The organism is Dictyobacter halimunensis (assembly GCF_036245075.1).
Window position 1 is genome coordinate 48,199 of record NZ_BSRI01000002.1, and the last position, 22,494, is coordinate 70,692.

Sequence of the window (22,494 nt, forward strand, 5' to 3'; positions counted from 1 at the left end):
CCTGTGGCTTCTACGTAATTGTTGTTATAACGCTTATTACTAATAGTTGTGAAGCACAATAACAAAAGAGGAGACTTGCTCAACATTTATAATTTCCGTTTGTGCCCTATCAAAATAAAATCCAGTTGATAAGACAGATAAAAAGTAGAGGCGCATTAATGCAAGAGGTAATACAAATATGGAAAGGATTCGTCTATAGAGCAGCATTATAAGTCAAGCATCTTATGGAGATGATCGATGGTACCACCCGGTTTCTAAAAGAAAGAGCCTATAACCGTGTGGTTGTTATCATACCTGTTGCTCCATTGAAGGAAAGGCTCGACCTTCAGCTGCTCCAGGAGCTCCGTAGTTGCAGAGACATGAGTAGTTTTTAAGTGCAAAAAGGATGAGGCATGGATAGAGATTCCCACATCAGCTCTATGGTTACAACACCTTCAATGACTGATTCTACAGTTAATTGGGAGCAAAAAATTCAACAGTCACTGACTATACACCATCAGGTGCTTGAGAGTGCTTTCCATTCACTCTATTCAGAAGTTTCTTCACTCGCACAGATAGTCCAGAAGCTTATCTTCACCCTTCAATCAGGGCATCGAGTCCTGGTGATAGGAAATGGTGGCAGTGCCGCAGAAGCACAACACTTCGCCTCTGAACTGGTCGGACGCTTCAAGCTTGAGCGCCAACCCTACGCTGTTATTGCCCTCACAACTGATACCTCCATTCTTACAGCCATCGCCAATGACTATGGCTACCAGGATGTTTTTATGCGCCAGGTATATGCTCTGGGACAACCGGGAGATATGTTGCTCGTCTTTAGTACCAGCGGAGAATCCCCTAACGTCCTGAGCGCGGTACATGCCGCGGAACATTGTCACATGCAGACGGTAGCCATCACCGGAACCCATACCAATCAATTGGCACATTTAGCGCAGCTAACCGTTGGGGTTGCGCAGGAAGATGTGGCCACGATACAAGAAATACATATGGTTGTGACCCATCTGTTATGTGATTTAACCGAGGCGTGCCTCGCCTCGCAAGAGACACCCCGTTGAGGGATGGTATGGGCTGTACCAATGATGGGAGGATGCTATGAAAAAAGACCGCCGTGCCGTTTTCTTAGATCGTGATGGGACGCTTGTACATCCTTTTCATTACCCTTCTCGTCCGGAACATTTACGGGTATACGAGGGCATTGGCCCTGCCTTGCATCGTTTACAAGCACGAGGGTTTGCCCTGATATTGATTACCAACCAATCCGGCGTTGCACGAGGATATTTTAATGAAAAGGATCTTGCGCGCATGCATACATATCTTCAAAATGAACTGGCACTTACGTTTGATGGCATCTATTTTTGCCCTCATCACCCAGACGGCATTATTCCTGAGCTATCTATCCGCTGCAACTGTCGCAAACCTGAACCCGGGATGCTTTTCCAGGCGGCCAATGACCTTGATCTGGCTACATCTGCCTCCTGGTTCGTTGGCGATATTTTGGATGACATTGAGGCGGGGAATCGGGCCGGCAGCCAGACGATTCTGGTTGACATTGGAACTGAACAGGTTCCAGAACTGGCAATTCGTAAACCCAACTTTGTGGCCCGAGATACACTGCATGCACTGACAATCATCGAAACAGTGTCGTCACTTGAACTTGATGTAGACCTTGTCTATTCGCCTTCTTCGTGGCGTACAGGATTACCCCATGCATAAAGACATTATATTCACGCACCAGGCGTTCCCCACCGATGCAGCACTACATACAGCCGTCGAGACGGTCGAGCGCTTTAGCAAGTTGCGTATCCTTGTGCTTGGCGATGCGATGCTCGATTCATATCTTGAAGGCACTGCTTCACGCTTGTGTAGTGAGGGACCAGTCCCTGTAGTCGCCAAAACCAGTGAACGGCACATGGCAGGAGGCGCCGCGAATACTGCTATGAATATTCGTGCCCTGGGCGCTCAGGTTGATCTGCTCAGCATCATTGGGAATGATACAACCGGAAAGCTGTTGCGGACAACGTTACAACAATATCAGATCGATGATCAATGGCTGCTTGCGGATACGGAAGGGCAGACGCTTCACAAGGTTCGTATTCTGGCCAACAATCAATACGTTGTGCGCTTTGATGAGGGCCGCGCTCTCGATCAAAAAGGTGACAGCTATGCGCGACTGATGTCCAGGTTGTTGACACAGCTTGAAACGCTCTATCATCTCTGCGATGCCGTTATCATCTCAGATTATTGCTATGGAACGGTGACTGAAGAGGTAATTACCTTCTTACGGATGTTACAAGAGCGGGAATCCAGGCCTCTCCTTGTCGATTCAAAGGCGCTCTGGCGCTTTCGTACACTTCCTATGACCGTTGCGACGCCCAACCTTGGTGAGGCCCAACAGTTGCTCGCGATGACACACTCCGGGGAAAATCCTCATCACAAAGCTCAGATTGACCCACATGATACGGAGCAGGTCTCCTCTCTAGCCCGGCAACTGCTCGAGATGTTTATGACACGCTCCATAGTGATCACACTGGGAGCGGACGGAGCATTGCTTCTGAACGCGGATCAGCCACAGCAAGCGCTGCATGTGCCCGCTCATTCAGTGCCACATGCCAATGACGTCGGCGCCGGTGATTCCTTCGCGTCTACGTTGATCACCGCCCTTGCCGCAGATGCCGATATACAGGATGCGGTCTATCTCAGCCGCGATGCGGCCAGTATCGCGGTAACGAAATCCTATACCGCTACCGTTTCTCAGCAAGAACTGCTTCAACACGTCCATCTCAGACTTAACCTGCCCTTGAGAGACACCTCTATCCATGCATTACCATATATCATGAGGCAACTGGAACGTGAACGCAGTTCGGGCAGCCGTATCATTTTGACCAATGGCGTCTTCGATATCCTTCACCGGGGACATATACAGTTGCTGCGCCAGGCCCGACAACTGGGAGACATTCTGGTGGTCGCCATTAATAGCGATCGTAGCACTCGTCACCTGAAGGGTCCAACCCGCCCCATCAATGGTGAAGAGGATCGCCTGACACTGGTGGCAGCGCTGGATATGGTAGATTATGCCTTCATTTTCGATGAAGATACACCAGAGCAATGCATTCGCCTTATTCGCCCTGATATCCATGTGAAAGGTGGCAACTACATGGGAAAAACATTGCCCGAAGAGACAGTTCTTCAAGACATTGGTGGGCAACTGGTCATTTTGCCATTTGCACCATCGCATAGCACCAGCCATGTGATTGAGCGTATTATGTCAATCTCTTCCGCGAGTAAGCACAATAGTTATACGTAATTCGCTCATCTAATCAAGAAAAGATTGAGATACATTATTGTGTTGTTTTGCCAGTAGTAAAATGGAGGTTTGTACAGATCGTGTCATCACCGTGGTCAGCCTGTAAAAATATCTTGCTTATACGACTGGATAACCTTGGCGATGTTTTGTTGACAACACCAGCATTTCATGCTGTCAAAACATCGGTCCCGCAAGCCCGGCTGACGCTGCTGGCCAGTCCGGTGGGGGCTCAGATTCAAGAGGTCGATCCCGACCTCGACGATGTGATCGTTTATCAGGCCCCCTGGATGGACCCCTGGCGCAAACGCCCTCAGGATAGCCAGTACGAGCAGCAGATGATCTCCCTGCTGCGTGAACGTCACTTTGACGGCGCGATTATTTTTACGTCGTTTCGCCAGAGCGCGCTACCATCCGCTTACCTCTGCTATCTCGCGGATATCCCGCTGCGAGCAGCCGCCTCGATTGATGGGCCGGGTTCATTGCTCACTACGCGCCATAAACATCCCGAGCAGATGATGCATGAGGTCGAACGTGGATTGGACCTGGTCCGTGCCCTGGATATGACAAGTGATGAGAATGATATGGTGCTTCAGGTACCATCCACGGCGAGGGAGAGTCTCCTGCAGCGAATCGCAGCGTTTGAGCCCGATCCGGCGCATCCTCTCATCGTTGTCCATCCCGGCTGCAGTATGCCCGCGCGCACCTATCCCTGGGAGATGTATGCTGAGGTCATTTCACTGCTGGTCCGTCAGCTTCACTCATCCGTCATCGTGACCGGTATGCAGGATGAGCGCCCGCTCGTTGAGAAGGTCCTTAATCATGTTCCGGCCACACAGCGTGCTTCGGTCCATGCACTAATAGGCGTTCTACCTTTTCCAGAATTCTGTGCTTTGATTCAGCATGCAGACCTTGCGATCACGAATAATACCGGGCCGATGCATGTTTCGGCGGCGGTGAAGACGCCGGTGGTCGCCCTCTTCGCGCTGACCAATCCACCAGAACAGTGGGGACCATGGCATGTGCCACATCAGCAGCTCTATCACGAAGTCTCTTGCCGCCTGTGCTATCAGCGTATCTGCCCCTATCAACATGAGTGCTTGCGCCTGGTTTCGCCACAGATGGTCGTAGACGCCGCACGGTCATTATTGGATAGCTCGCCTTCCACTCTCTCAGGGGATGTGGGTAAAGACAGGCTTTCTATCAGGGAGGTGCAGTGATGAACGAGTGGTTGGCGGCAAAAAACATCCTGGCGGTTCGCATGGATAATATGGGCGATCTTCTTATGCTAGGCCCTGCCTTGCGGGCGATCAAAGAGAACTCGCCACAGGCACGCCTTACGCTGCTGGCCAGCCCGGCTGGTACAACAGCGGCCACGCTGTTACCATGGGTCGATGATACGATTACCTGGCGCGCTATGTGGCAGGACATTGGTGATTCTGTGCCCTTTGAACCTGAACGGGAACAGCAGTTGATTCAGCTCTTGCGAGAGCGCCACTTTGATGCCGCCTTTATCTTTACATCGTTCAGCCAGGATCCACATACCCCCGGCTATGTCTGCTACCTGGCAGGCATCCCGCTGCGTGTGGGCGATTCCAAAGAGTTCGGCGGCAAGACGCTCTCGACGGAACTACGGGACACACCAACTGAATTGCATCAGGTTGAACGCAATCTGCGCCTGATCGAGCACGTTGGCCTCATGGTTCACGATCGTCGCCTGGTGGTCTTTCTCACGGAAGAGGATCATGCTCAGGCCGCTGATATTCTGCGTTCCCTGGATATTCAATCTGCTACACCCTATATCATCGTTCATCCGGGAGCAAGCGCCCACGCGCGTCGCTACCCCATCCAGAAATTTGCCAGTGTGGCCAATATGCTGGTCGAGCGTGGCTGGCCTGTGCTGGTCACGGGCAATGCTCGTGAAGAAGATCTGCTAAAAGAGATGCAGCAGAGCGCTCCTGGCGCGCACTACCTTGTGGGCCAGACGTCGTTGGGCGGCTATGCTGCCCTGGTGGAAAAAGCGGCCCTGGTGATCTGCAATAATTCATTGCCGATCCATATGGCGGATGCGCTCAATACGCCGGTCGTGGCCCTGTTTGCGGGAACAGATCTGGAGGATCAGTGGCGCCCCCGTAGCACCCGCGCCCGCCTCTTGCGTCGGCCGACCCCATGCCATCCCTGCCATCTGTTTACCTGTCCGATTGGTCAACCATGCCTGGATATTCCACCAGAAGAGGTTGTCGCAGAGGGGGAGGCGATACTTGGATAAAACGATTCGTTCTATTGGCATTTTTCGTGCACTGCAATTAGGTGACCTGTTGGTGACGGTTCCGGCGTTGCGTGCTATACGCCACCGCTTTCCACAGGCAGAGATCAGTTTGATCGGACTCCCCTGGGCGGAGGCGTTTAGCAGACAGTTTTCTTGCTATCTCGATCGCTTTGTGCAATTTCCTGGCTATCCCGGTATTCGTGAGCTACCTGTTGATCCTGCCAGGACACAGGCCTTCATTGAGCAGCAGCGCGCCTACAAGTACGACATGCTGATCCAGATGCATGGCAGCGGAAAAACGAGTAATCCCTTCGTTGCCGCCTTCGGGGCCCGCATAACGGTGGGTTACTACGTGGAAGAGGACGGGCCGCCTCGTGATTTAACTGTGGCCGCGCCTTATCCAGAAACGGTGCCGGAGATTCAGCGCAACCTGGGCCTGGCCGCTTTGCTCGGCTGTGACGTTTCTGACACCAGCCTGACGTTTCCCCTGTCAGCACAAGACTGGCAGGAGGCGGAAACACTGCTGGCTCCCATTCTGGACACTGGTCGTCTCTGCATTGGAATTCATCCAGGGGCACGTCCCCCCTCGCGACGCTGGCCTGCCTCTTACTTTGCCTTTGTAGCCGATACCCTGGCCGAACGCTATCAGGCGCACATCATTGTTACAGGCTCTCCATCAGATCAATCGCTCATTCAAGAGGTGATCTCGTACATGAAGACACCGGTACATAACCTGGCCGGAAAAACCTCGCTGGGTGGCTTGGCGGCCGTGCTCAAACATCTTCACCTCTTTCTCAGCAATGACACAGGGCCGGCACATCTGGCGAGTGCGGTTCGCTGTCCGGCTATCACCCTGTTTGGACCAGCAGACTACCCACGCTGGGCACCATTGGATGATCCAGTACGGGTTGCGCTGCGTCGGCCGGTTGCCTGTAGCCCTTGCAGCTTTTTCGAGTGTCCGATCGACCATCGCTGCCTGCGCTGGTTGAGCCCATCTCTGGTACTGCGTACAGCACAGGCCATGTTACCGCGCTCACGTTCTACAAACGATCCACCACAAGACAATCAGAGACAGAACGTAGAGTTGTTGAAGAGGAACTAATATGAAACGCTTAAACATTTTGATCTGGCACATTCATGGCAGCTATCTCAATACCCTGGCACGTATTGAGCATAACTGGTATCTACCGGTAAAAGAAGGTCGACCAGAGGGATATGGGGGACGCGGTCCCACCTTCGATCTGCCAGGCTATGTACATGAAGTTGCCGCCGATCAGGTGGCGAACCTTCCACTGGATCTGGTTATCTTCCAGACACCCAAAAATTACTTTACCGATCAATATGAGATTCTCAGCCCTGCACAGCGTGAATTACCAAAAATTTATCTGGAGCATAATACGCCGCGACCACATGCCTCTGATACATCCCATCCCATCAATGATCCGTCCGTTTTGCTGGTTCATGTGACGCACTATAATCGTTTGATGTGGGATAATGGCCAGGCCCCGACCATGGTTATTGAACATAGTGTAGCCATCGATCCAGAAGCTCACTATAGCGGTGACTATGATAAAGGCATCACCATTGTCAATGGGATACAGAAACGGCCACGTATCGCTGGCTATGATCTCTTTCTCCAGACACGCCAATCTATTCCACTTGACATTGCCGGGATGCAGACCGAAGAGTTCGGTGGACTGGGCGATATTCCTTATCGCGACCTCCATCGGCGTATTGGACACTATCGCTTCCTCTTCAGTCCAATACGCTATACGAGCCTGCCTTTGGCCGTCATTGAGGCGATGACCATTGGCATGCCGGTAGTCGCGCTGGCCACAACAGAACTACCTACAGTTATCGAAAACGGCAAAAATGGGTATATCTCCTGCGACATAGATATGTTGATGAAGCAGATGCGCCACCTGCTGGATAATCCATCGTTGGCTCGGCAGATGGGTGAATATGCCCACCAGGTGGCACTCGAACGTTTCGGCCTTGATCGCTTCATTCGGGATTGGAATGAGGCCTTTGCACGCGTAACCAGGACTTCAGCCCTGTCAACCTGATCCCGCATAGCGATGGAAAGGATTTAAATTAGTCAATGCGTAGAATTGCATTTTTAAGTGAACATGCCAATCCCCTGGCTGCTCGTGGAGGAGCAGATGCCGGCGGACAAAATGTCTATATCAGTGAGTTGTGTCAGCAATTAGCACAGCGCGGCTATCAGATTGACGTCTTTACCAGGCGTGATACACCTGACGGTCCTGAAATCGTTAACTGGCTGCCAGGCATACGAGTCATTTCTATACAGGCAGGCCCCACAGCGGTCTGCCCTAAAGATAGTATCTGGCCATTCATGCACGAATTCATGATGGGTATTCTGGCTTTTCTCACGCGTGAGCGGTGCCAGTATGAGCTCATCCATAGCAATTTCTGGATGTCCGGCTGGGTTGCGGTCGAGCTAAAACGTCGCCTGGCTCTGCCGGTCGCTCACATCTTTCACGCGATGGGAAAAACCAAACAGCGCAATCAAGGAGCGCTAGATAGCAGCCCGGCGGAGCGGCTTGAAATCGAGCAGTATGTTATCAATGGCGTTGATCGCATTATCGCGCAATGTCCGGAAGAGCAACGCGAGCTCATTGAGGACTACGGTACACCAGCGCATAAGGTCGCCGTCATTCCTTCCGCAGTAAATAGCACCATCTTTTCACCGGTTGACCGCCAGCAAGCCAGGCAGACGATCGGTGTTGATGGCGACGACTTCATTATCGTCTATGTCGGCCGCTTGCTTCCCCGTAAAGATGTGCGCAACGTGGTGCGAGGCGTTGCCCAATTGGTGGAGCACGTGCGCCACGATACTCAGCATATGTATCCCAGTATCAAGTTGTTGATCGTGGGCGGCGAGACCGACGTTCCGTCCCCCTCCCATACTCCTGAGATTGCTGTGTTGCAGAAGATTGCTGATGATCTGCATATCGGCGACGCTCTGCGTTTCATCGGCAAACGCCAACAGGAGATGTTGCGTTACTACTATAGCGCTGGCAATGTTGTGGTGACCACACCCTGGTATGAGCCTTTTGGGCTGACACCGTTAGAAGGGATGGCCTGTGGGCGACCAGTGATCGGCTCGGCGGTCGGGGGCATTACATATACCATCGCTGATGGGATAACTGGCTTTCATGTTCCTCCCAAAGAGCCAGCGGCCCTGGCGCGCAAGCTCTTTCAGCTCTTTCAGCAGCCATCCCTAGCTATACAGATGGGCCATGCTGCGCGCCAGCGTGTGGAACAGTTATTCTCCTGGCCTATCACCGCGTTGCGCACAGGTGAGCTGTACAATGAGGTCCTGTCCGAAACGCAGGTATCCCAGACCTCACAATCAATAAATACGAACTCGAAAAAGGAGTTTTAATAATGCCAAAACAGACATACTCATTAGCGGAAAAAGTGGTGCTCGTGACAGGCGCGGGCAGCGGACTTGGTGAAGCCACCGCCCGGGCCTTTGCCGACGAAGGATGTTCCGTCGCCTGCATCGATCTCAATCCATCTGCCATTGAACATGTCAGTGCAGATCTTGAACAACAGGGAGCCCGTAGCCTCGCCATTACCTGTGATGTGAGTAGCGCAGAAAGCGTTCAGTCGGCGATTCAAGCAGTGGTGGACCGGTTTGGCCGGCTTGATATCCTTGTCAATTGCGCCGCCATCGACCATACACTCTCGGTCGAGGAGATGTCCGTCGAGCAGTGGGACCAGGTCATTAACGTGAATCTTCGCGGTCCATTTTTACTGGCCAAGGCGGCCTGGCCTTTCTTTAAACAACAACACAGTGGACATGTCGTAAATATCGCTTCTACAGCTGCATTGCGTTCATGGGCAAACGCCTCGGCCTATCATGCCTCTAAGCGTGGTGTCATCGGCTTTGGTCAGGGCTTAAGTGTTGAGGGGCGCCCCTATGGTATTCGTGTCACAACGATTATTCCCGGTGGCATGAATACCCATTTCTTTGATCGGTTCGCCCAACAAGATATCCCGATGCCTGATCCTCAGCATCTGCAGGACCCCGCTATTGTGGCGGCAACCATCGTCCATGCGGCTCATGTGCCTCCAACATCTGCTGTCCAGGAGGTATTAATTACGCCGATGACCGAAACAAGTTGGCCCTGAGCGCTTCAGGTGCGGGGGATGTGATCACTGGCTACACGAGCACCTGTACCTATCAGAAATGTTTTGTTCACGGAAAGGATGGTTCAATGATGTATGCTGATATTCAGCGCTACTGGCAAGAACTTACTGATGCATGTGAAACCATACAGCTACATAAGCTTAATCAGGTGGCCGAAGCCCTCTTCTCCTGCTACCAACGGGATAGTACCATCTTTTTAATGGGTAATGGGGGAAGCGCGGCGACCGCTTCCCATTTTGCCTGTGATCTGACCAAGGGGACAAGAAGAGAGGGGATGCCAGCGATCCGCGCCCTGGCTCTCAATGAGAATGTGGCATTGATGACGGCCTGGGCCAATGATACCCACTACACTCGGATCTTTGCGGAGCAGATCGCTGCGTTGATACGCGAGGATGATGCTATCATCGTCATTAGTACCAGCGGGCAATCACCGAATATCTTGCAAGCTGCTTGCAAGGCGCAGCAACAGGGTGCGATGGTTATTGCGCTTACAGGGTGTCCTGGAGGAGATCTGGTTAAGCTTGCGGATGTAAGCATTCAGGTTGCGGGCCATTCCATTGAGCAGGTGGAGGATCTGCATCTCATCGTTGCCCACAGCCTGTGTGTGGCACTGCGCAAACGCCTTGATGAGTCTGCTACCATGGCTCCCGTTTCCTCGCTAGGCAAGCGATCTTCCAGTGGCACACTATGAGCAATCGGTGTTGCTACCTTTGATCAACAATAAGAACGGGGCACAATATATACCCATATATTAACCCTTTTCTTCTTCTCCAGTCTCTTCGTTAGATTGCTCCAGGCCCTTGGAAACGGGGGAGTTGCGTTCACGCAAGAAGATAGAGAAGGCAGCCAGTAATCCTGTGGAGAGAAAGCCTGCCTGCCAGTTGCGTGTCGATTGCAGCCAGAAAAACGGACTACTTACATAGCCCCACAGCGAAACTGCAGGTTGGCCATGCTCTAGTTCGGTTGAGTTATAGGAATGCACTCCTACCAGAGCATGGCCCGCAATAGAGATGATAAATAGCAAGAGAAAAGCGAGAAAGAGCGAGTGCTCATACAACCATCGCCACGGCTCATGCATACGCTCGGTGCGATTGCTGGCCTTCCCTGATCGGGATTTGCGCTGCTCCTCCTGCTGCTCTTCCTCTTTGTATGGAATGTGCCTCTGCCCTGGCTTGCGAGACTCTTTAGCCCCTTTCTCAATCACAAAGCTGGTCAGCATAACATATGCGGCCAGCGAGATAAATTCACCTTCGAAATTTTCAAAGTTGGTCTCCCAATAGTCGCTCCCATCAGCATACTCTATAAAGGTGGTTGTTGGCTGATGATGTTGTTGCTGTTGCTCATTGTAGTTCAAATAACCTGTGATGCACTGTGCAATGAGAGAGAACACACACAACGAAATCAACAGAGATGAAACGCTATGGTTACGTAAAAAAGACCACATACTCCTCTTCGTTCCTCCTAAAAACTAGCATTATCATTGTCACGAATGTGCTTGCTCGATCGTGCCATACAGCCAGGCTTGAATGCCCCTTATAGCATGGCTTTTCCTGCATCCTCTTATTTACCTGCGTCGTACTAGAATTATCGCTACACAATAATCCTTTTGGATAGGAGGGACGATGTTTCTGCAATATTGCATAAAATTTATCATAGGAGGATTGCTTGTTTGCGCGTTCGCGTTGATCTCCGAGGTCTGCATGCCGAAACAGTTTGCCGGCACCTTTTCTGCTGCGCCCTCAGTCCTGCTGGCAGGGCTGGTTGTTACCGTGATTATGCAAGGTGCGGATAAAGCAACCCTATCTGCCGAAGGTGCGATCGCTGGCGCCATTGGCCTGGTCCTGTACTGCATAGTGGCAACGCCGCTTATAAAGCGCTATACGACGTTGAAAGGATCACTCCTGTCATTGCTCATCTGGGGCCTGGGCTCTCTATGTGCTTTTGTAGTATTGAGTGTACTACTGAAATGGTAGCGGGAAAATGAAGACGCTTCTGCTCGTAGGTGAACACATGTATTTTCTGTAGAAGAAAGGCATAGCTCAACAATGGAACTGTGGCACCTGGATCTATCAAAGCTTAAACAAATCAGAATGAAAGACTATATTATTCGCTTCTTCTTTGGCGGTGCCATCTCTGTTATTGCTGCCCTGATTGCACAGCTCACAAATGGCCGCATCGGTGGCATCTTTATGGCCTTCCCCGCAATTCTTCTCGCCAGCCTGACCATTATCAATCGCAAGAATGGACAACATAAGGCGGAAGAGGACGCCAAGGGAGCGATTATCGGAGCCCTGGCCTTTGTCCTGACCGCGATTGTGCTTAGCCTGACCCTGCAAAAGCTTCCTGGCGCGCTATCTCTCTTGCTCTCTTTAGTTGTCTGGCTACTTTGCGCCATTGGATTGTATGTGCTCAGCTACCGATCCAACTGGCTCCGTGTGCGGAAACAGCCATCCTCGCAGGCAGCTAATAAAGAACAACAACATTGACCTCCGCGCCGTCAGAAGCGGCTCACCTTTGGTGGCTCAACATTATCCCACAACGATTCCCCATCCAGCTCGGACCGGTGACTCATGATAGAGGCGTGCTGAGGATGGTATCGTAAAACATAAGCTCGTATTCATGGCTGAGGCGGATCGCGCGCGTGATTCTGATGCGCTCCGAGGGCTCACTATAACGTTGCAGCAGTTGCTGATCGATGGGGGCAACCTTTTCTTCCAGACTTTCATGTCCCCAGAAAAATTCGACCTGCACCTCCGTGAGGCCATAGTGCTTGATCAGCGCCGGCGCGATGCGCAGACAGATCTGGATAAAGATATCTTCGCTGGCACTGACAGCGGCCAGTCGTTCACCGGGTGAGCCATAGGCGAGCATCCAGTAGAAATAGTTTGTCAGCGCCATGCAGCCAGCCAGAGGTTCCACCTGCTCAAAGTCCGAGCGTTGCAGCCCGACCGCCTCACCAAAGCGGATCAGAACCTCGTGCCCACCAACCTTCGGAATCAGCTTCTTGAGCAGCAGCACCTGAGCATCGATATCGGCCTCACCCGCGATAGCCAACGCGTCCAGGCGATACATCTGCATCACCACCAGGGCATCCTGTAAAGCGAACAGCCGTAAACGCTCAATTGGCAGGGTCCCCTGCTCAATTTCAGTCCATAACGGATGGTATAGCAATTTCTGACGCAGTGTTGCCAGGTCTTCTGTCAGTAAAGTATCCGCAAAACTCATGCTCTATTCATTGGTCCTTCTCTAATGCATATTGCCAGAAAGATCAGAAGTATCAACATCTCCAGGCCTTTATACTATACAATAAAAAAGAACTTCATCTTTTTTCGTCCAAACACTGCCATAAATCATCCATCAGACGAAATTTCGTCTTCAAAACACTTGACTGTGGGACCGGTTTCATGGCATATATACATATGAGTAAGCGTTTACTGGCATTCTATGACTTTATGGGACCGGTTCCATAAATTGTTACCAAACTCTTTAACCGCATTCTAACTGTCTTTTTCGATTTGTTTGCAGGAAGGGCGTATGGCAAAGAAGCCGACTATTCGTGATATCGCGCGCCTGGCTGGCGTCTCAAAGTCGACGGTGTCCCGCGTGCTGAATAACAGCGCCAATGTCGATCCTTTCACACGTGAGCGTATACAGCGCGTGATTGAGGAACAAGACTTCGTACCGGATCGGACAGCGATGCATCTGGCACGTGGAGATCGCCGGCTCATCGGTATGCTTCTTCCGGCCCTGTGGTCATTTATGCCGGAAATCATACGGGGCATCGCTGGCGTGGTCGAGGAAAACGGTTATGAGATTATTCTCTATAGCTCGGCTGGTCACAAAGATTTTCGCAGCGTGGTCGACCGAGTGTTGACAACTAATCTCACTGCCGGTCTCCTGGCCTCGATTCATACCCATTCACCCCAGCACTTGATCACACTCTCCCGCAGTGGCCTGCCTGTCGTGATTATCAACCTGACGGCCCTCCGACTAGACAGCCCCTGGGTAAGTGTGGACAATGTGGGTGGGGCGCGCCTGGCAACTCGCCATCTGCTCTCTCTGGGACATGAGCGCATCTCCTTTCTCTTCCCCAGCCCTGATCTACCCTGCTTCCATGATCGTTATCATGGTTATTGCCAGGCTTTAGGGGAAGCTGGTATAGAGCCAGATCCCATATTGGCACTTTACGACGATGGTAGTGCCGTGAAATGCCTGCGAGAGATTCAGGCTATGAGCGCTCCACCGACCGCCATTGTCGTGGGCAATGACTATCTGGCCTATAGTCTGATTATGGAATTGGGGAAGCGGGGCTGGCGCGTACCCGAAGACATCGCCATCGTTGGCTTCGACGATGTCATCCCGCCTTATCAAAGTTCCATCGAGCTCACAACGGTGCGCCAGCCGTTCTATGAAATCGGTCAGTGTGCCGTCGAAATGCTGCTCTCTCTGCTCGATCCGTGCTTCAAGCCCTCGCGCAACTGGTTGGAATTTGCGGTCCCTTCTGACCCGGATTGGCAGGCAAGTTCCGATGGGCGTGCCTGGCCATCCTGTCACATCCAACTTCCGCCTACCCTGACCGTGCGCAATTCATGTGGATCCGGGCGCCATTACTCGCGCAGCATTCAGCGTGAAACCTGATGGTGAAACAGCCAGTAAGGTGGAACATTCAACGTCACTGGTACTTTTCTTGTTTGTCTACATCATCGTCGATGATTGCGATATGGTAGTGTATCGCAAGTATTTAAAGCAACAGAGGATGTATTAACATGGACGTTCCTTCGATCATTCTTCCATCGCGGTTTAGCCGCCGCACTTTCTTGAAGACAGCTGGCGCAGTAGCCAGTGCAGCAACCCTGGGCTCCAGCCTGGGTGCCTGCGGTAGCCCCTCCTCCTCCGGCGGCAGCGGCAGCACCGTGACAATCCAACACTGGGACTACTATGTCAGCCAGTCTCCCTGGCTCGATAACGAGGTCAAGCTCTTCGAGGCCGCTCACCCCAATATTAAGGTTAAAAGGACCATCAACAGCACCACTACCTATGACCAACTATTCAATCTCGCTGTTAAAGCCACCAAGCAGCCAGATGTATTTATGGTTACGGGCACTGCGACTCCCTACAATGTGCAGATGCAGAAGAGCTGGTGGCTGCCAGTTGATAAGTGGATTAATGCGGAGTGGAAGAACCGTTTCCCAACCGGCACCTTCTACCAGGGCAACAATATGTTCGACGGCAAGACCTACACCGCGCCTCTTGCCGGTAGTGGTGTTTTCCAGATGCTTTATATGAACACGGACGTATTTAAAGCCGCTGGTCTGACTAATAGCGATGGCACGCCCAAGGTGCCGCAAACCTGGGACGATGTGACAAAGTTTGCCGATATCATTACGAAAAAAGGCAATGGGCAGTATTATGGTCTCGGCTTCGGCGCCGGCGGTGGCGGTTCTGTCACCAATTGGGTCGATCTCTTCATACGCGCCGCCGGCGTACCTGGAGGCGCGTTTGGCGGCACCGGAGGCACCTGGTACGATGGTTTCGATTACCGCGTGGGCAAATATACGTTCTCCAGTGATCGCAACTGGGAGGATTTCATCAGCCTGTTCCTGGAATGGAAGCAGAAAGGCTACTTCTATCCCAATTCTATGAGCATCACCGACGAGACCGCACGTGCCTACTTTGAGCGTGGCAAATTCGGAATGATAGTCGGCGGCGTCTGGAACCAGCCAGAATGGACGACGCACGGATTCACCAATTATAGCCTGACCACGCTGGTTGGGCCGACGACAACGCGCAAAGGCTTCTACTATCACACACCCGGAGGTCAGGAGTTCGCCATTTCCGGTCAAACGAAACATCCTGAAGAGGCCTGGCAGTGGTTTAACTGGCTCTATAGCGATGCGGCGGAACAGCGCTGGGTACAGACATATAACGAAGATCTTTCGATCTTCGCGAATCTCAACGATCCCTCGAAAATCAAATTCAAACCCTTTGCCGAATATGTCTCCTACGCGCCATTGAACCTTACCTATCCTAATCCCAACGTGCGCAATCCCGATACCTCGAAAGTAATTTTCAACTCCCTGTCACCCAATTTGAACGACGCGATAGTTGGCCTCTGGACCGGTCAGCTGCACGACATAAAGTCCGCACTTAGCGACCTTGAAAACCGTGCCAACTCTGCGATCCAGAAAGCCATCTCACAGGCTCAGACCAGTGGCGCTAAAGTTTCCATTAAAGACTACACGTACCCGGACTGGGATATCACCAAAAATTACATCACCAAACCCAACCAGGGATAGGCAAACGAGTCGCGCAGCTTCCTTGTATGGCGACTGAACGCAGCTAGCAGTGCTAGCTGCGTCAGTCACCATGCGTAAGGTGGCAGACACGCGCAATAACTTACACATCGGGGTAATTAAAAGAGAGGACTTTCAACTCATGCGAGCTCAGGAAGTAATACCAACTCAACCAGAGATGGAGAAGAAGCATGCCACCGTGACTCCTCACAAGAAAAGTCTCTGGCAGGAAATATATAGGAATCGCTGGTCATACATCTATCTTGTGCCGATGATCATTCTGCTGCTGGCTTTCATTGTCTATCCCATCTTCGCTTCTCTGGGCTACACGCTCTATCAGTGGAATGGCATCGGCGACCCGACCGCATATGTCGGCCTCGACAATTTTAAAAAGGTGACGACCGATCCCATTTTCTGGGAATCTTTCATCCACACATTCATCTTTACCGCCGTAGTGGTTCCTGTTCAGTTGTTTCTGGCTCTGATCCTGGCCTTGATCCTGAATAGCACCAAGTTGCGCTTCTCTACGTTCTATCGCTCAGTCTACTTTCTGCCAGTCGTGATGTCTCCGGCTGTGATCGGCGTGATTATGAATCTGATGATCAGCAACTTTGGCGATAACTTCAATACCATCTTTTTGAATCTCCATCTTATCAACCAGCATATTGATTGGCTGGCCGATCCCCGTTTTGTGCTGTGGATCATTATTGCTATTCAAATCTGGAATACCCTGGGCATCAATATGGTCTATTTCCTGGCTGGATTACAGACGATTCCCATCGAGCTCTACGAGGCCGCGCGCATCGATGGAGCCGGTTGGACCGCTCAGTTTTTCTCAATCACTATCCCGATGCTGCGCGGTGTGGGCATGATCATCGTCTTCCTCGCCATTCTGGGTAACCTCAACGTCTTCGACCTCGTGCAGGTGCTAACCGGCGGCGGCCCATACTTCGCCTCCAATGTCGTGAGCACCTATATCTATCAGCAGGCTTTTGGCGGCTTCAGCGTCGGCGGTTCCGGCGGGGGAGGAGTGGTACAGCCAAACGTCGGTTTCGCCTCCGCCGCTTCGTTCTTCTTCGGCCTGATCCTGATCGTGCTGACCGGTTTCCAGGCCCTCGGCTGGCGATATGTGCGCCGCAACGATGCCAGAACTGCTACTTCCGCTACTGAGACCGGAGCAGCATAGCAGCTAGCTAGAATGGAAAGGACATCATCATTATGGCAACCTCAATCCCACAAACAGCAGCGCGCGAAACAGAGAGGCGGCGGAGGCAAGGCCGCAACCTCCGATACAGGCAGAATACGGGACGGCTGCTACTGCACGCGATCCTCCTGATCTGCGGCTTCTTCTGGGTCTATCCCTTTCTATGGGCGCTGGGCAGTTCACTCAAAAGCGAGGCGGGCTTCTTTAGTGAGGGCCTGAGTTTCATTCCCAAAGAGTTTCTGTGGCAGAATTATGTCGATGCCTGGACACAGGCGACGTTTGGTCAGTACTTCTTCAATACGGTCATGATTACGGTCCTGACGGTCGTCTTTACGCTGACTTTCACCTCGATGGCCGGATTCGTGCTGGCCCGCACCAGTTTTCCCGGCAAAAAATTGTTGATCGGACTGATCGCGGTCACTCTTTTCCTGCCACACGGCTACACGATTGTACCGGTTTTCGATTTGATTCAGCGCCTTGGCCTGCTCGATACCCTCTGGTCCGTCATCGTGGTAGAGACGGCGGGGAATATGGTCTTCAGCACCTTTCTCTTCATGGGCTACTTCTCGACGATGGATCGCGAACTGGAGGACGCGGCGCGCGTGGATGGTGCCAGTTTCCATCAACTCTTCTGGCGAGTGATGTTCCCGCTAACTCGTCCGATGCTGGCAACCCTTGGTCTCTTCACCTTTATCAATAGCTGGAATAACTTCCTGATCCCGCTGGTCTTCACGCTGGGCAATTCCGACCTGCGCACGCTCCCTGTTGGTCTATACGCGTTTATCGCTCAGACTTCCACAAACTGGGTATTGCTCTGCGCGGCCTCGATGATCTCTCTCGTACCTACTATCCTGGTCTTCGTATTCACGCAGCGTCATGTGATTAACGCCTTTGCTGGTGCAGTAAAAGGGTAGCAGACGCAGCACTACCGCTCTTACTTACTTGCTCTTTAGAACAATCGGCACCATGCTATACCTCGAGGTATAGCATGGTGCCGATTGTTCTAAACCAACGTCCCTTAAATTTTTTTACGAGTTAGCCTTTAACTACAATCATCGGTTTGAGGCGCACAACCAGTTGCGCCAGACCCGCGTTGTGCACAACATTGACGACCTGCTGCGCATCCTTGTAGGCCTGCGGCGCCTCTTCGGCCAGCAGGTTCTTGCTATGGACGCGGATAGTCACACCTTTATTCTCCAGCATCTCGATCAACTGCTTGCTCCCTACGGCCTTTTTGGCGGCTGTACGGCTCAAACGACGTCCCGCGCCATGGCAGCAGGAGCCAAAACTCTGCTCCATCGATCCCGGCGCACCGACCAGCATGAAAGAGTAGCGTCCCATGTCTCCAGGGATGAGCACCGGCTGGCCGACTGCGCGGTACTTCTCTGGTACCGCCGGATGCCCCGCTGGAAAGGCACGAGTCGCGCCTTTACGGTGGACACAGACACGCTTCATCTCGCCATCAATCTTATACTCCTCCATCTTGGCAATGTTGTGACAGACATCGTAGACCATCGGCATGTCTTTGGGACGCGCCTTGCGGCCAAAGACGCTGGCGAAGGCCTGGCGCACCCCATGCATCAACAACTGGCGGTTGGCCCAGGCAAAGTTGGCGCCACAGGCCATCGCTCCCAGATACGCCTGACCCTCTTCAGACTGTAAGGGCAGGCACGCCAGCTGACGATCAACTAGATTAAATCCATATTGCTGCTGCTTGGACTCTGCCAACTTGATATAGTCTTCCGCCACTTGATGACCGAATCCGCGTGAGCCGCAATGGATCGTAACGACGACCTGGCCCTTCTGGGCCAGTCCGAGCGCTTCAGCAGCCTTTTCATCGTAGATGTGGTCCACGACCTGGACTTCACAGAAGTGATTGCCAGATCCCAGGCTGCCCAGTTGTTTCATGCCACGCAAGATAGCCTGGCGGCTTACCGCTTCTGGCCTGGCTCCAGCCAGCCGCCCATTCTCCTCGGTCACCTCAAGGTCGGCTGCGGTCCCATACCCCTCGTCCACGGCCCATTCAGCCCCTCGCACCATCACTTCGCGCATCTCCGCCTCGTTGAGCAGGCGCATACCGTCTCCGCCCACTCCAGATGGCAGATTGCGGTAGAGCTCGTCGGCAAGGCGGTCAACGCTGCCTTTGATCTGGTCGCGCAGCAAATCAGTGGCAAGCAGGCGTACGCCGCAGTTGATGTCGAAACCGATGCCGCCGGGAGAGACAACGCCGCTCTCGGCATCGGTGGCCGCCACACCTCCCACCGGGAACCCATAGCCCCAGTGAATATCGGGCATGCCCAGCGAATGACCGACAATCCCAGGTAGCGTAGCTACGTTCGCCACCTGCTGCAAGGCATTGTCGTTCAGGATCATTTCTAACAGTTCGTTATCTGCATAGACGATCCCCGGTACGTTCATGGCGTCATTATAGCGCCGGGGGATGCGCCAGCGGTTGTCATCGATGCGTTCCAATGGGATTTTATCGCCCATGTGTTCTCCTCTTCTCTATTTACGGTGAACAGATACGCTGGTACTGGTTCTTCTTGATCACCAGCTGCCAGCCTAAGACCTGAGCCAGTTCTAATGCATCGGCATTACTGTGTGGCGTTATCTTTTCAATCACGGCCACCGGCACAATAAGTGTACTCACAGGACGCACCTTTCTTCAGGTATCTATACATAACTCATCTATGCAAAGGCACATGAATACTTCACAGGTAGATAAAATTTTGAGCATCCCGCTTTTGGGCGCAAGATTACCTTGCGACATGATGAAGTCGTGATGCGACGAGCATGCCACAACACGGAATATGCTTCTGGGATGCATGACTCGATAAAAAAAGACTCGCTCTGGCAGCATGAAAAAGAAGTGAAAGAGCTGCCCTGATCTTAGAGATCAAAGATGATGCGGGCGCGGTAGCCGTCGTCGCTATGAGTAATGGAGGCTTCGTGCCAGGTTACGGCTTTGATGGCGCTGCTCAAGTCGTGGCGCTGAGCATCATAGGGCTCTCCGCTGGCTCGGCCCTTCACCTGCGTCTCTGTAATGGCCTCTATCTCGAAGTGGCGAAAGAGAAGATATTCAGTATCGAATAAAAAAATCAGTTCGTTGAGCCAGGCGATTAGAAGAGAGACGGGATCGTGCCCTTCAACGCTGATCTGGCGACTGGTCATAACACCTACCTGTTCGGGCGCGACCATCAAACTTTCCATGCCTTGCGCGGCATGGCAAAAAAGCTCTTCAATGGTATCCCCAAAGGCGTGTATGCCAATATCGGCGGTGTGTTCGAATACTTCATAAGGCTTTCGCATCACTATCGTGCTGCCAGGGTACTACGCGCGTTACGCGGTCTTCCACACGTGCTGCTTCGATATCCAGAATGATATGCTGGCATAAGTACCCTCCTTTTCCTTTCATGAAGTATTCACATCTTCATTTCATAGTAATCAATTATTTGTTATTTGTCAATACAGCAAAGGACCAATTTGTGCCGCTCGTAACCTTTTCTGTAAAAATTGGTTAAATCATAGCTAAAACTGCTCATCCTTTCACTATAAAAAAAGCCAGAGCGACCGGCAGGGGTAGCATGTTAGCTATCTCTACCGGCCGCTCTGGCTTGTATCAAGCTCAGCGTTTCTTAGGGATGAATCTGGTGAGCCCAGAACTCGAGCAGATCGCTCTTGGTGACAATGCCTGCAAGCACGTCTCCATGCATAACGGCGACCGCTGATGTGCAATCGCTAAACACCGGGTAGGCGTCTTTGGTTGGTGTGTTGGCCTCAAGGGTCGGGAAAGCATCCCCTTGAATTTCACCAACCGCGCTGCTATCCAATGGCTCTCCGCTAGCCAGGCGACGCAGCAGCAGATCTTCGGTCAGGCTGCCGATCATGCGACCATCCTGCATCACGGGTGTCTGACTAATACCATAGCGGCGCAACAGTTCGACGGCATCGGCAACCGAGTCGTTGGGGGCGACGCTGACGACAAGCGGCATGCTCCGGCTATGCGTCCGGCGGTAGCTCAACACGTCGGATAATGTGGGCTGCTCACTTCCAGCCTGCACCATCAGATCGTTCTCGCGCATCCAGGTCTCGTTGAACTGTTTGCTGAGATAACCGCGACCGGTGTCAGGTAGCAGGATCACGACTACATCGTTGGGGGTCAGGCGTTTGGCATAAGCCATGCCGGCGGCCAGAGCCGTTCCAGCGGAACCGCCGGTCAGGATACCCTCTTCGCGTGCCAGGCGCTGCGCCCAGTGGAACGAGGTGCGATCATCGACTCGGATCACCTCGTCTACCAGTGTAGGATCGTAGTTGCGCGGGAACATATCCATACCAATACCCTCAACCTTGTAAGGCTTGGGAGTATCACCTGAATAGACCGATCCCGCTGGATCGGCGCCAATGATCTTGATATTGGGATTGACCTCTTTTAAATAGCGACCCGTGCCAGAAATCGTGCCGCCGGTACCGATACCTGCGACAAACGCAGTCACCTTGCCCGCCGTATCGCGCCAGATCTCGGGTCCAGTCGACTCATAGTGAGTACCGGGATTGGCCGGATTGGAATATTGATCAGGACAACAGGCGCCTGGAATCTCTTCGGCGAGTCGGTGCGCGACGTTTTTGTAGTAATCGGGCGATTCGTGGGTTGCACTACTCGGACAGATCACCACCTCCGCTCCATAGGCGCGCAACAAACTACGCTTCTCTTCACTCGCCTTGTCCGTCATGACAAAAATACAATGGTAGCCTTTAATCGCGGCCGCGATTGCCAGGCCATGCCCTGTATTACCACTTGTTGGCTCAACGATCGTACCACCGGGTCGTAATAAACCCTGTTGTTCGCAGTACTCTATCAGATTGGGACCAATGCGATCCTTTACACTGCCGCCCGGATTCATCATCTCCATTTTGACAAGGACGAGCGGTGCAACGTCGCTGGCAATCCGATTGAGGCGTACGAGGGGAGTATTCCCGATTGTGTCGAGTACCGTTGGGAAGTAATGCATCTCTCCCATCGCAGGTTCTGTTGTTTCTTTCACGTATCTTTGCCTCTTTGAGGTTAATTCCTGATGAGCACAAAACGAACCGCACAAACCAGACGCCCTGGTCCAGTGCGGTCCTTCGACAGGCTCCAGTGCCAAGGACGCTCTCAATCTCTCTGCCTGAGAAATATCGTATCTGCCCATCAGGTCTAATCTATATGAGTGTATAATCTAGCCCATAGTATAGCACATGGGCGCTCCTTCG

Annotated in this window: 22 protein-coding genes; 16 read left to right on the top strand and 6 right to left on the bottom strand. The window is 52.5% G+C overall.

From position 1 onward, the window contains the following. Positions 1-392: 392 nt before the first annotated feature. From AABA21_RS14295 to AABA21_RS14340, 10 genes are all read left to right on the top strand, one after another. Positions 393-1,052, top strand: a complete 660-nt coding sequence (locus tag AABA21_RS14295; protein WP_338251149.1) for a D-sedoheptulose-7-phosphate isomerase — start codon at positions 393-395, stop codon at positions 1,050-1,052. A gap of 37 nt (positions 1,053-1,089) precedes the next feature. Continuing rightward, positions 1,090-1,710, top strand: a complete 621-nt coding sequence (locus AABA21_RS14300; protein ID WP_338251151.1) for a D-glycero-alpha-D-manno-heptose-1,7-bisphosphate 7-phosphatase — start codon at positions 1,090-1,092, stop codon at positions 1,708-1,710. Continuing rightward, entirely contained in the window at positions 1,703-3,301 is a 1,599-nt protein-coding gene (locus tag AABA21_RS14305; RefSeq protein ID WP_338251153.1) for a PfkB family carbohydrate kinase, read from the top strand. Before AABA21_RS14300 ends, AABA21_RS14305 begins: the two co-directional genes overlap by 8 nt. 80 nt (positions 3,302-3,381) lie before the next feature. Beyond that, entirely contained in the window at positions 3,382-4,518 is a 1,137-nt protein-coding gene (locus AABA21_RS14310) for a glycosyltransferase family 9 protein (protein ID WP_338251155.1), read from the top strand. Next, positions 4,518-5,567: a glycosyltransferase family 9 protein gene (locus tag AABA21_RS14315; protein WP_338251157.1), complete on the top strand. Its 1,050-nt coding sequence runs from the start codon at positions 4,518-4,520 to the stop codon at positions 5,565-5,567. Before AABA21_RS14310 ends, AABA21_RS14315 begins: the two co-directional genes overlap by 1 nt. Continuing rightward, positions 5,560-6,669 (top strand): glycosyltransferase family 9 protein, encoded by a 1,110-nt coding sequence (locus AABA21_RS14320; RefSeq protein ID WP_338251158.1) that lies wholly within the window; start codon positions 5,560-5,562, stop codon positions 6,667-6,669. Before AABA21_RS14315 ends, AABA21_RS14320 begins: the two co-directional genes overlap by 8 nt. 1 nt (position 6,670) lies before the next feature. Then, positions 6,671-7,633 (top strand): glycosyltransferase, encoded by a 963-nt coding sequence (locus AABA21_RS14325; RefSeq protein WP_338251159.1) that lies wholly within the window; start codon positions 6,671-6,673, stop codon positions 7,631-7,633. Between the two features lie 35 nt (positions 7,634-7,668). Continuing rightward, on the top strand, positions 7,669-8,976 hold the full coding sequence (locus AABA21_RS14330) for a glycosyltransferase (protein WP_338251161.1): 1,308 nt from the start codon (positions 7,669-7,671) through the stop codon (positions 8,974-8,976). Between the two features lie 2 nt (positions 8,977-8,978). Then, positions 8,979-9,728, top strand: a complete 750-nt coding sequence (locus AABA21_RS14335) for an SDR family oxidoreductase (protein WP_338251163.1) — start codon at positions 8,979-8,981, stop codon at positions 9,726-9,728. Between the two features lie 86 nt (positions 9,729-9,814). After that, complete coding sequence (locus tag AABA21_RS14340; protein WP_338251165.1) at positions 9,815-10,438, top strand: D-sedoheptulose-7-phosphate isomerase; 624 nt, start codon at positions 9,815-9,817, stop codon at positions 10,436-10,438. Positions 10,439-10,498: 60 nt separating this feature from the next. Here the strand turns inward: AABA21_RS14340 and AABA21_RS14345 are convergent, their stop codons facing one another. Beyond that, entirely contained in the window at positions 10,499-11,191 is a 693-nt protein-coding gene (locus AABA21_RS14345; protein ID WP_338251167.1) for a DUF6766 family protein, read from the bottom strand. 178 nt (positions 11,192-11,369) lie between these two features. Here AABA21_RS14345 and AABA21_RS14350 point away from each other — a divergent pair, with 178 nt between their 5' ends. Together AABA21_RS14350 and AABA21_RS14355 are read left to right on the top strand one after the other, a co-directional pair. Beyond that, on the top strand, positions 11,370-11,720 hold the full coding sequence (locus AABA21_RS14350) for a DUF3147 family protein (RefSeq protein WP_338251170.1): 351 nt from the start codon (positions 11,370-11,372) through the stop codon (positions 11,718-11,720). Positions 11,721-11,837: 117 nt separating this feature from the next. Beyond that, complete coding sequence (locus tag AABA21_RS14355) at positions 11,838-12,233, top strand: DUF3147 family protein (protein ID WP_338251172.1); 396 nt, start codon at positions 11,838-11,840, stop codon at positions 12,231-12,233. Positions 12,234-12,315: 82 nt separating this feature from the next. Here the strand turns inward: AABA21_RS14355 and AABA21_RS14360 are convergent, their stop codons facing one another. Continuing rightward, a complete protein-coding gene (locus AABA21_RS14360) occupies positions 12,316-12,972 on the bottom strand; it encodes a thiaminase II/PqqC family protein (RefSeq protein WP_338251174.1) in 657 nt (218 codons plus the stop codon). Positions 12,973-13,281: 309 nt separating this feature from the next. Between AABA21_RS14360 and AABA21_RS14365 the strand changes: the two genes are divergently transcribed. The 4 genes from AABA21_RS14365 to AABA21_RS14380 all read left to right on the top strand — a co-directional run bounded on the left by AABA21_RS14365 (position 13,282) and on the right by AABA21_RS14380 (position 18,158). Further along, positions 13,282-14,385, top strand: coding sequence for a LacI family DNA-binding transcriptional regulator (locus AABA21_RS14365; RefSeq protein WP_338251176.1), 1,104 nt, complete (start codon positions 13,282-13,284; stop codon positions 14,383-14,385). A 128-nt stretch (positions 14,386-14,513) separates the two neighbouring features. Continuing rightward, entirely contained in the window at positions 14,514-16,043 is a 1,530-nt protein-coding gene (locus tag AABA21_RS14370) for an ABC transporter substrate-binding protein (RefSeq protein WP_338251178.1), read from the top strand. 139 nt (positions 16,044-16,182) lie between these two features. Further along, a complete protein-coding gene (locus AABA21_RS14375) occupies positions 16,183-17,226 on the top strand; it encodes a carbohydrate ABC transporter permease (RefSeq protein WP_338251180.1) in 1,044 nt (347 codons plus the stop codon). Positions 17,227-17,258: 32 nt separating this feature from the next. Beyond that, a complete protein-coding gene (locus tag AABA21_RS14380) occupies positions 17,259-18,158 on the top strand; it encodes a carbohydrate ABC transporter permease (RefSeq protein WP_338251182.1) in 900 nt (299 codons plus the stop codon). Positions 18,159-18,279: 121 nt separating this feature from the next. Here the strand turns inward: AABA21_RS14380 and AABA21_RS14385 are convergent, their stop codons facing one another. The 4 genes from AABA21_RS14385 to AABA21_RS14400 all read right to left on the bottom strand — a co-directional run bounded on the left by AABA21_RS14385 (position 18,280) and on the right by AABA21_RS14400 (position 22,253). Then, on the bottom strand, positions 18,280-19,734 hold the full coding sequence (locus AABA21_RS14385; protein ID WP_338251184.1) for an RtcB family protein: 1,455 nt from the start codon (positions 19,732-19,734) through the stop codon (positions 18,280-18,282). A gap of 19 nt (positions 19,735-19,753) precedes the next feature. Next, positions 19,754-19,894: a hypothetical protein gene (locus AABA21_RS14390; protein ID WP_338251186.1), complete on the bottom strand. Its 141-nt coding sequence runs from the start codon at positions 19,892-19,894 to the stop codon at positions 19,754-19,756. Positions 19,895-20,133: 239 nt separating this feature from the next. Continuing rightward, on the bottom strand, positions 20,134-20,553 hold the full coding sequence (locus tag AABA21_RS14395; RefSeq protein WP_338251188.1) for an archease: 420 nt from the start codon (positions 20,551-20,553) through the stop codon (positions 20,134-20,136). 326 nt (positions 20,554-20,879) lie between these two features. Further along, positions 20,880-22,253, bottom strand: a complete 1,374-nt coding sequence (locus tag AABA21_RS14400; protein ID WP_420917190.1) for a cystathionine beta-synthase — start codon at positions 22,251-22,253, stop codon at positions 20,880-20,882. Between the last annotated feature and the right edge of the window lie 241 nt (positions 22,254-22,494).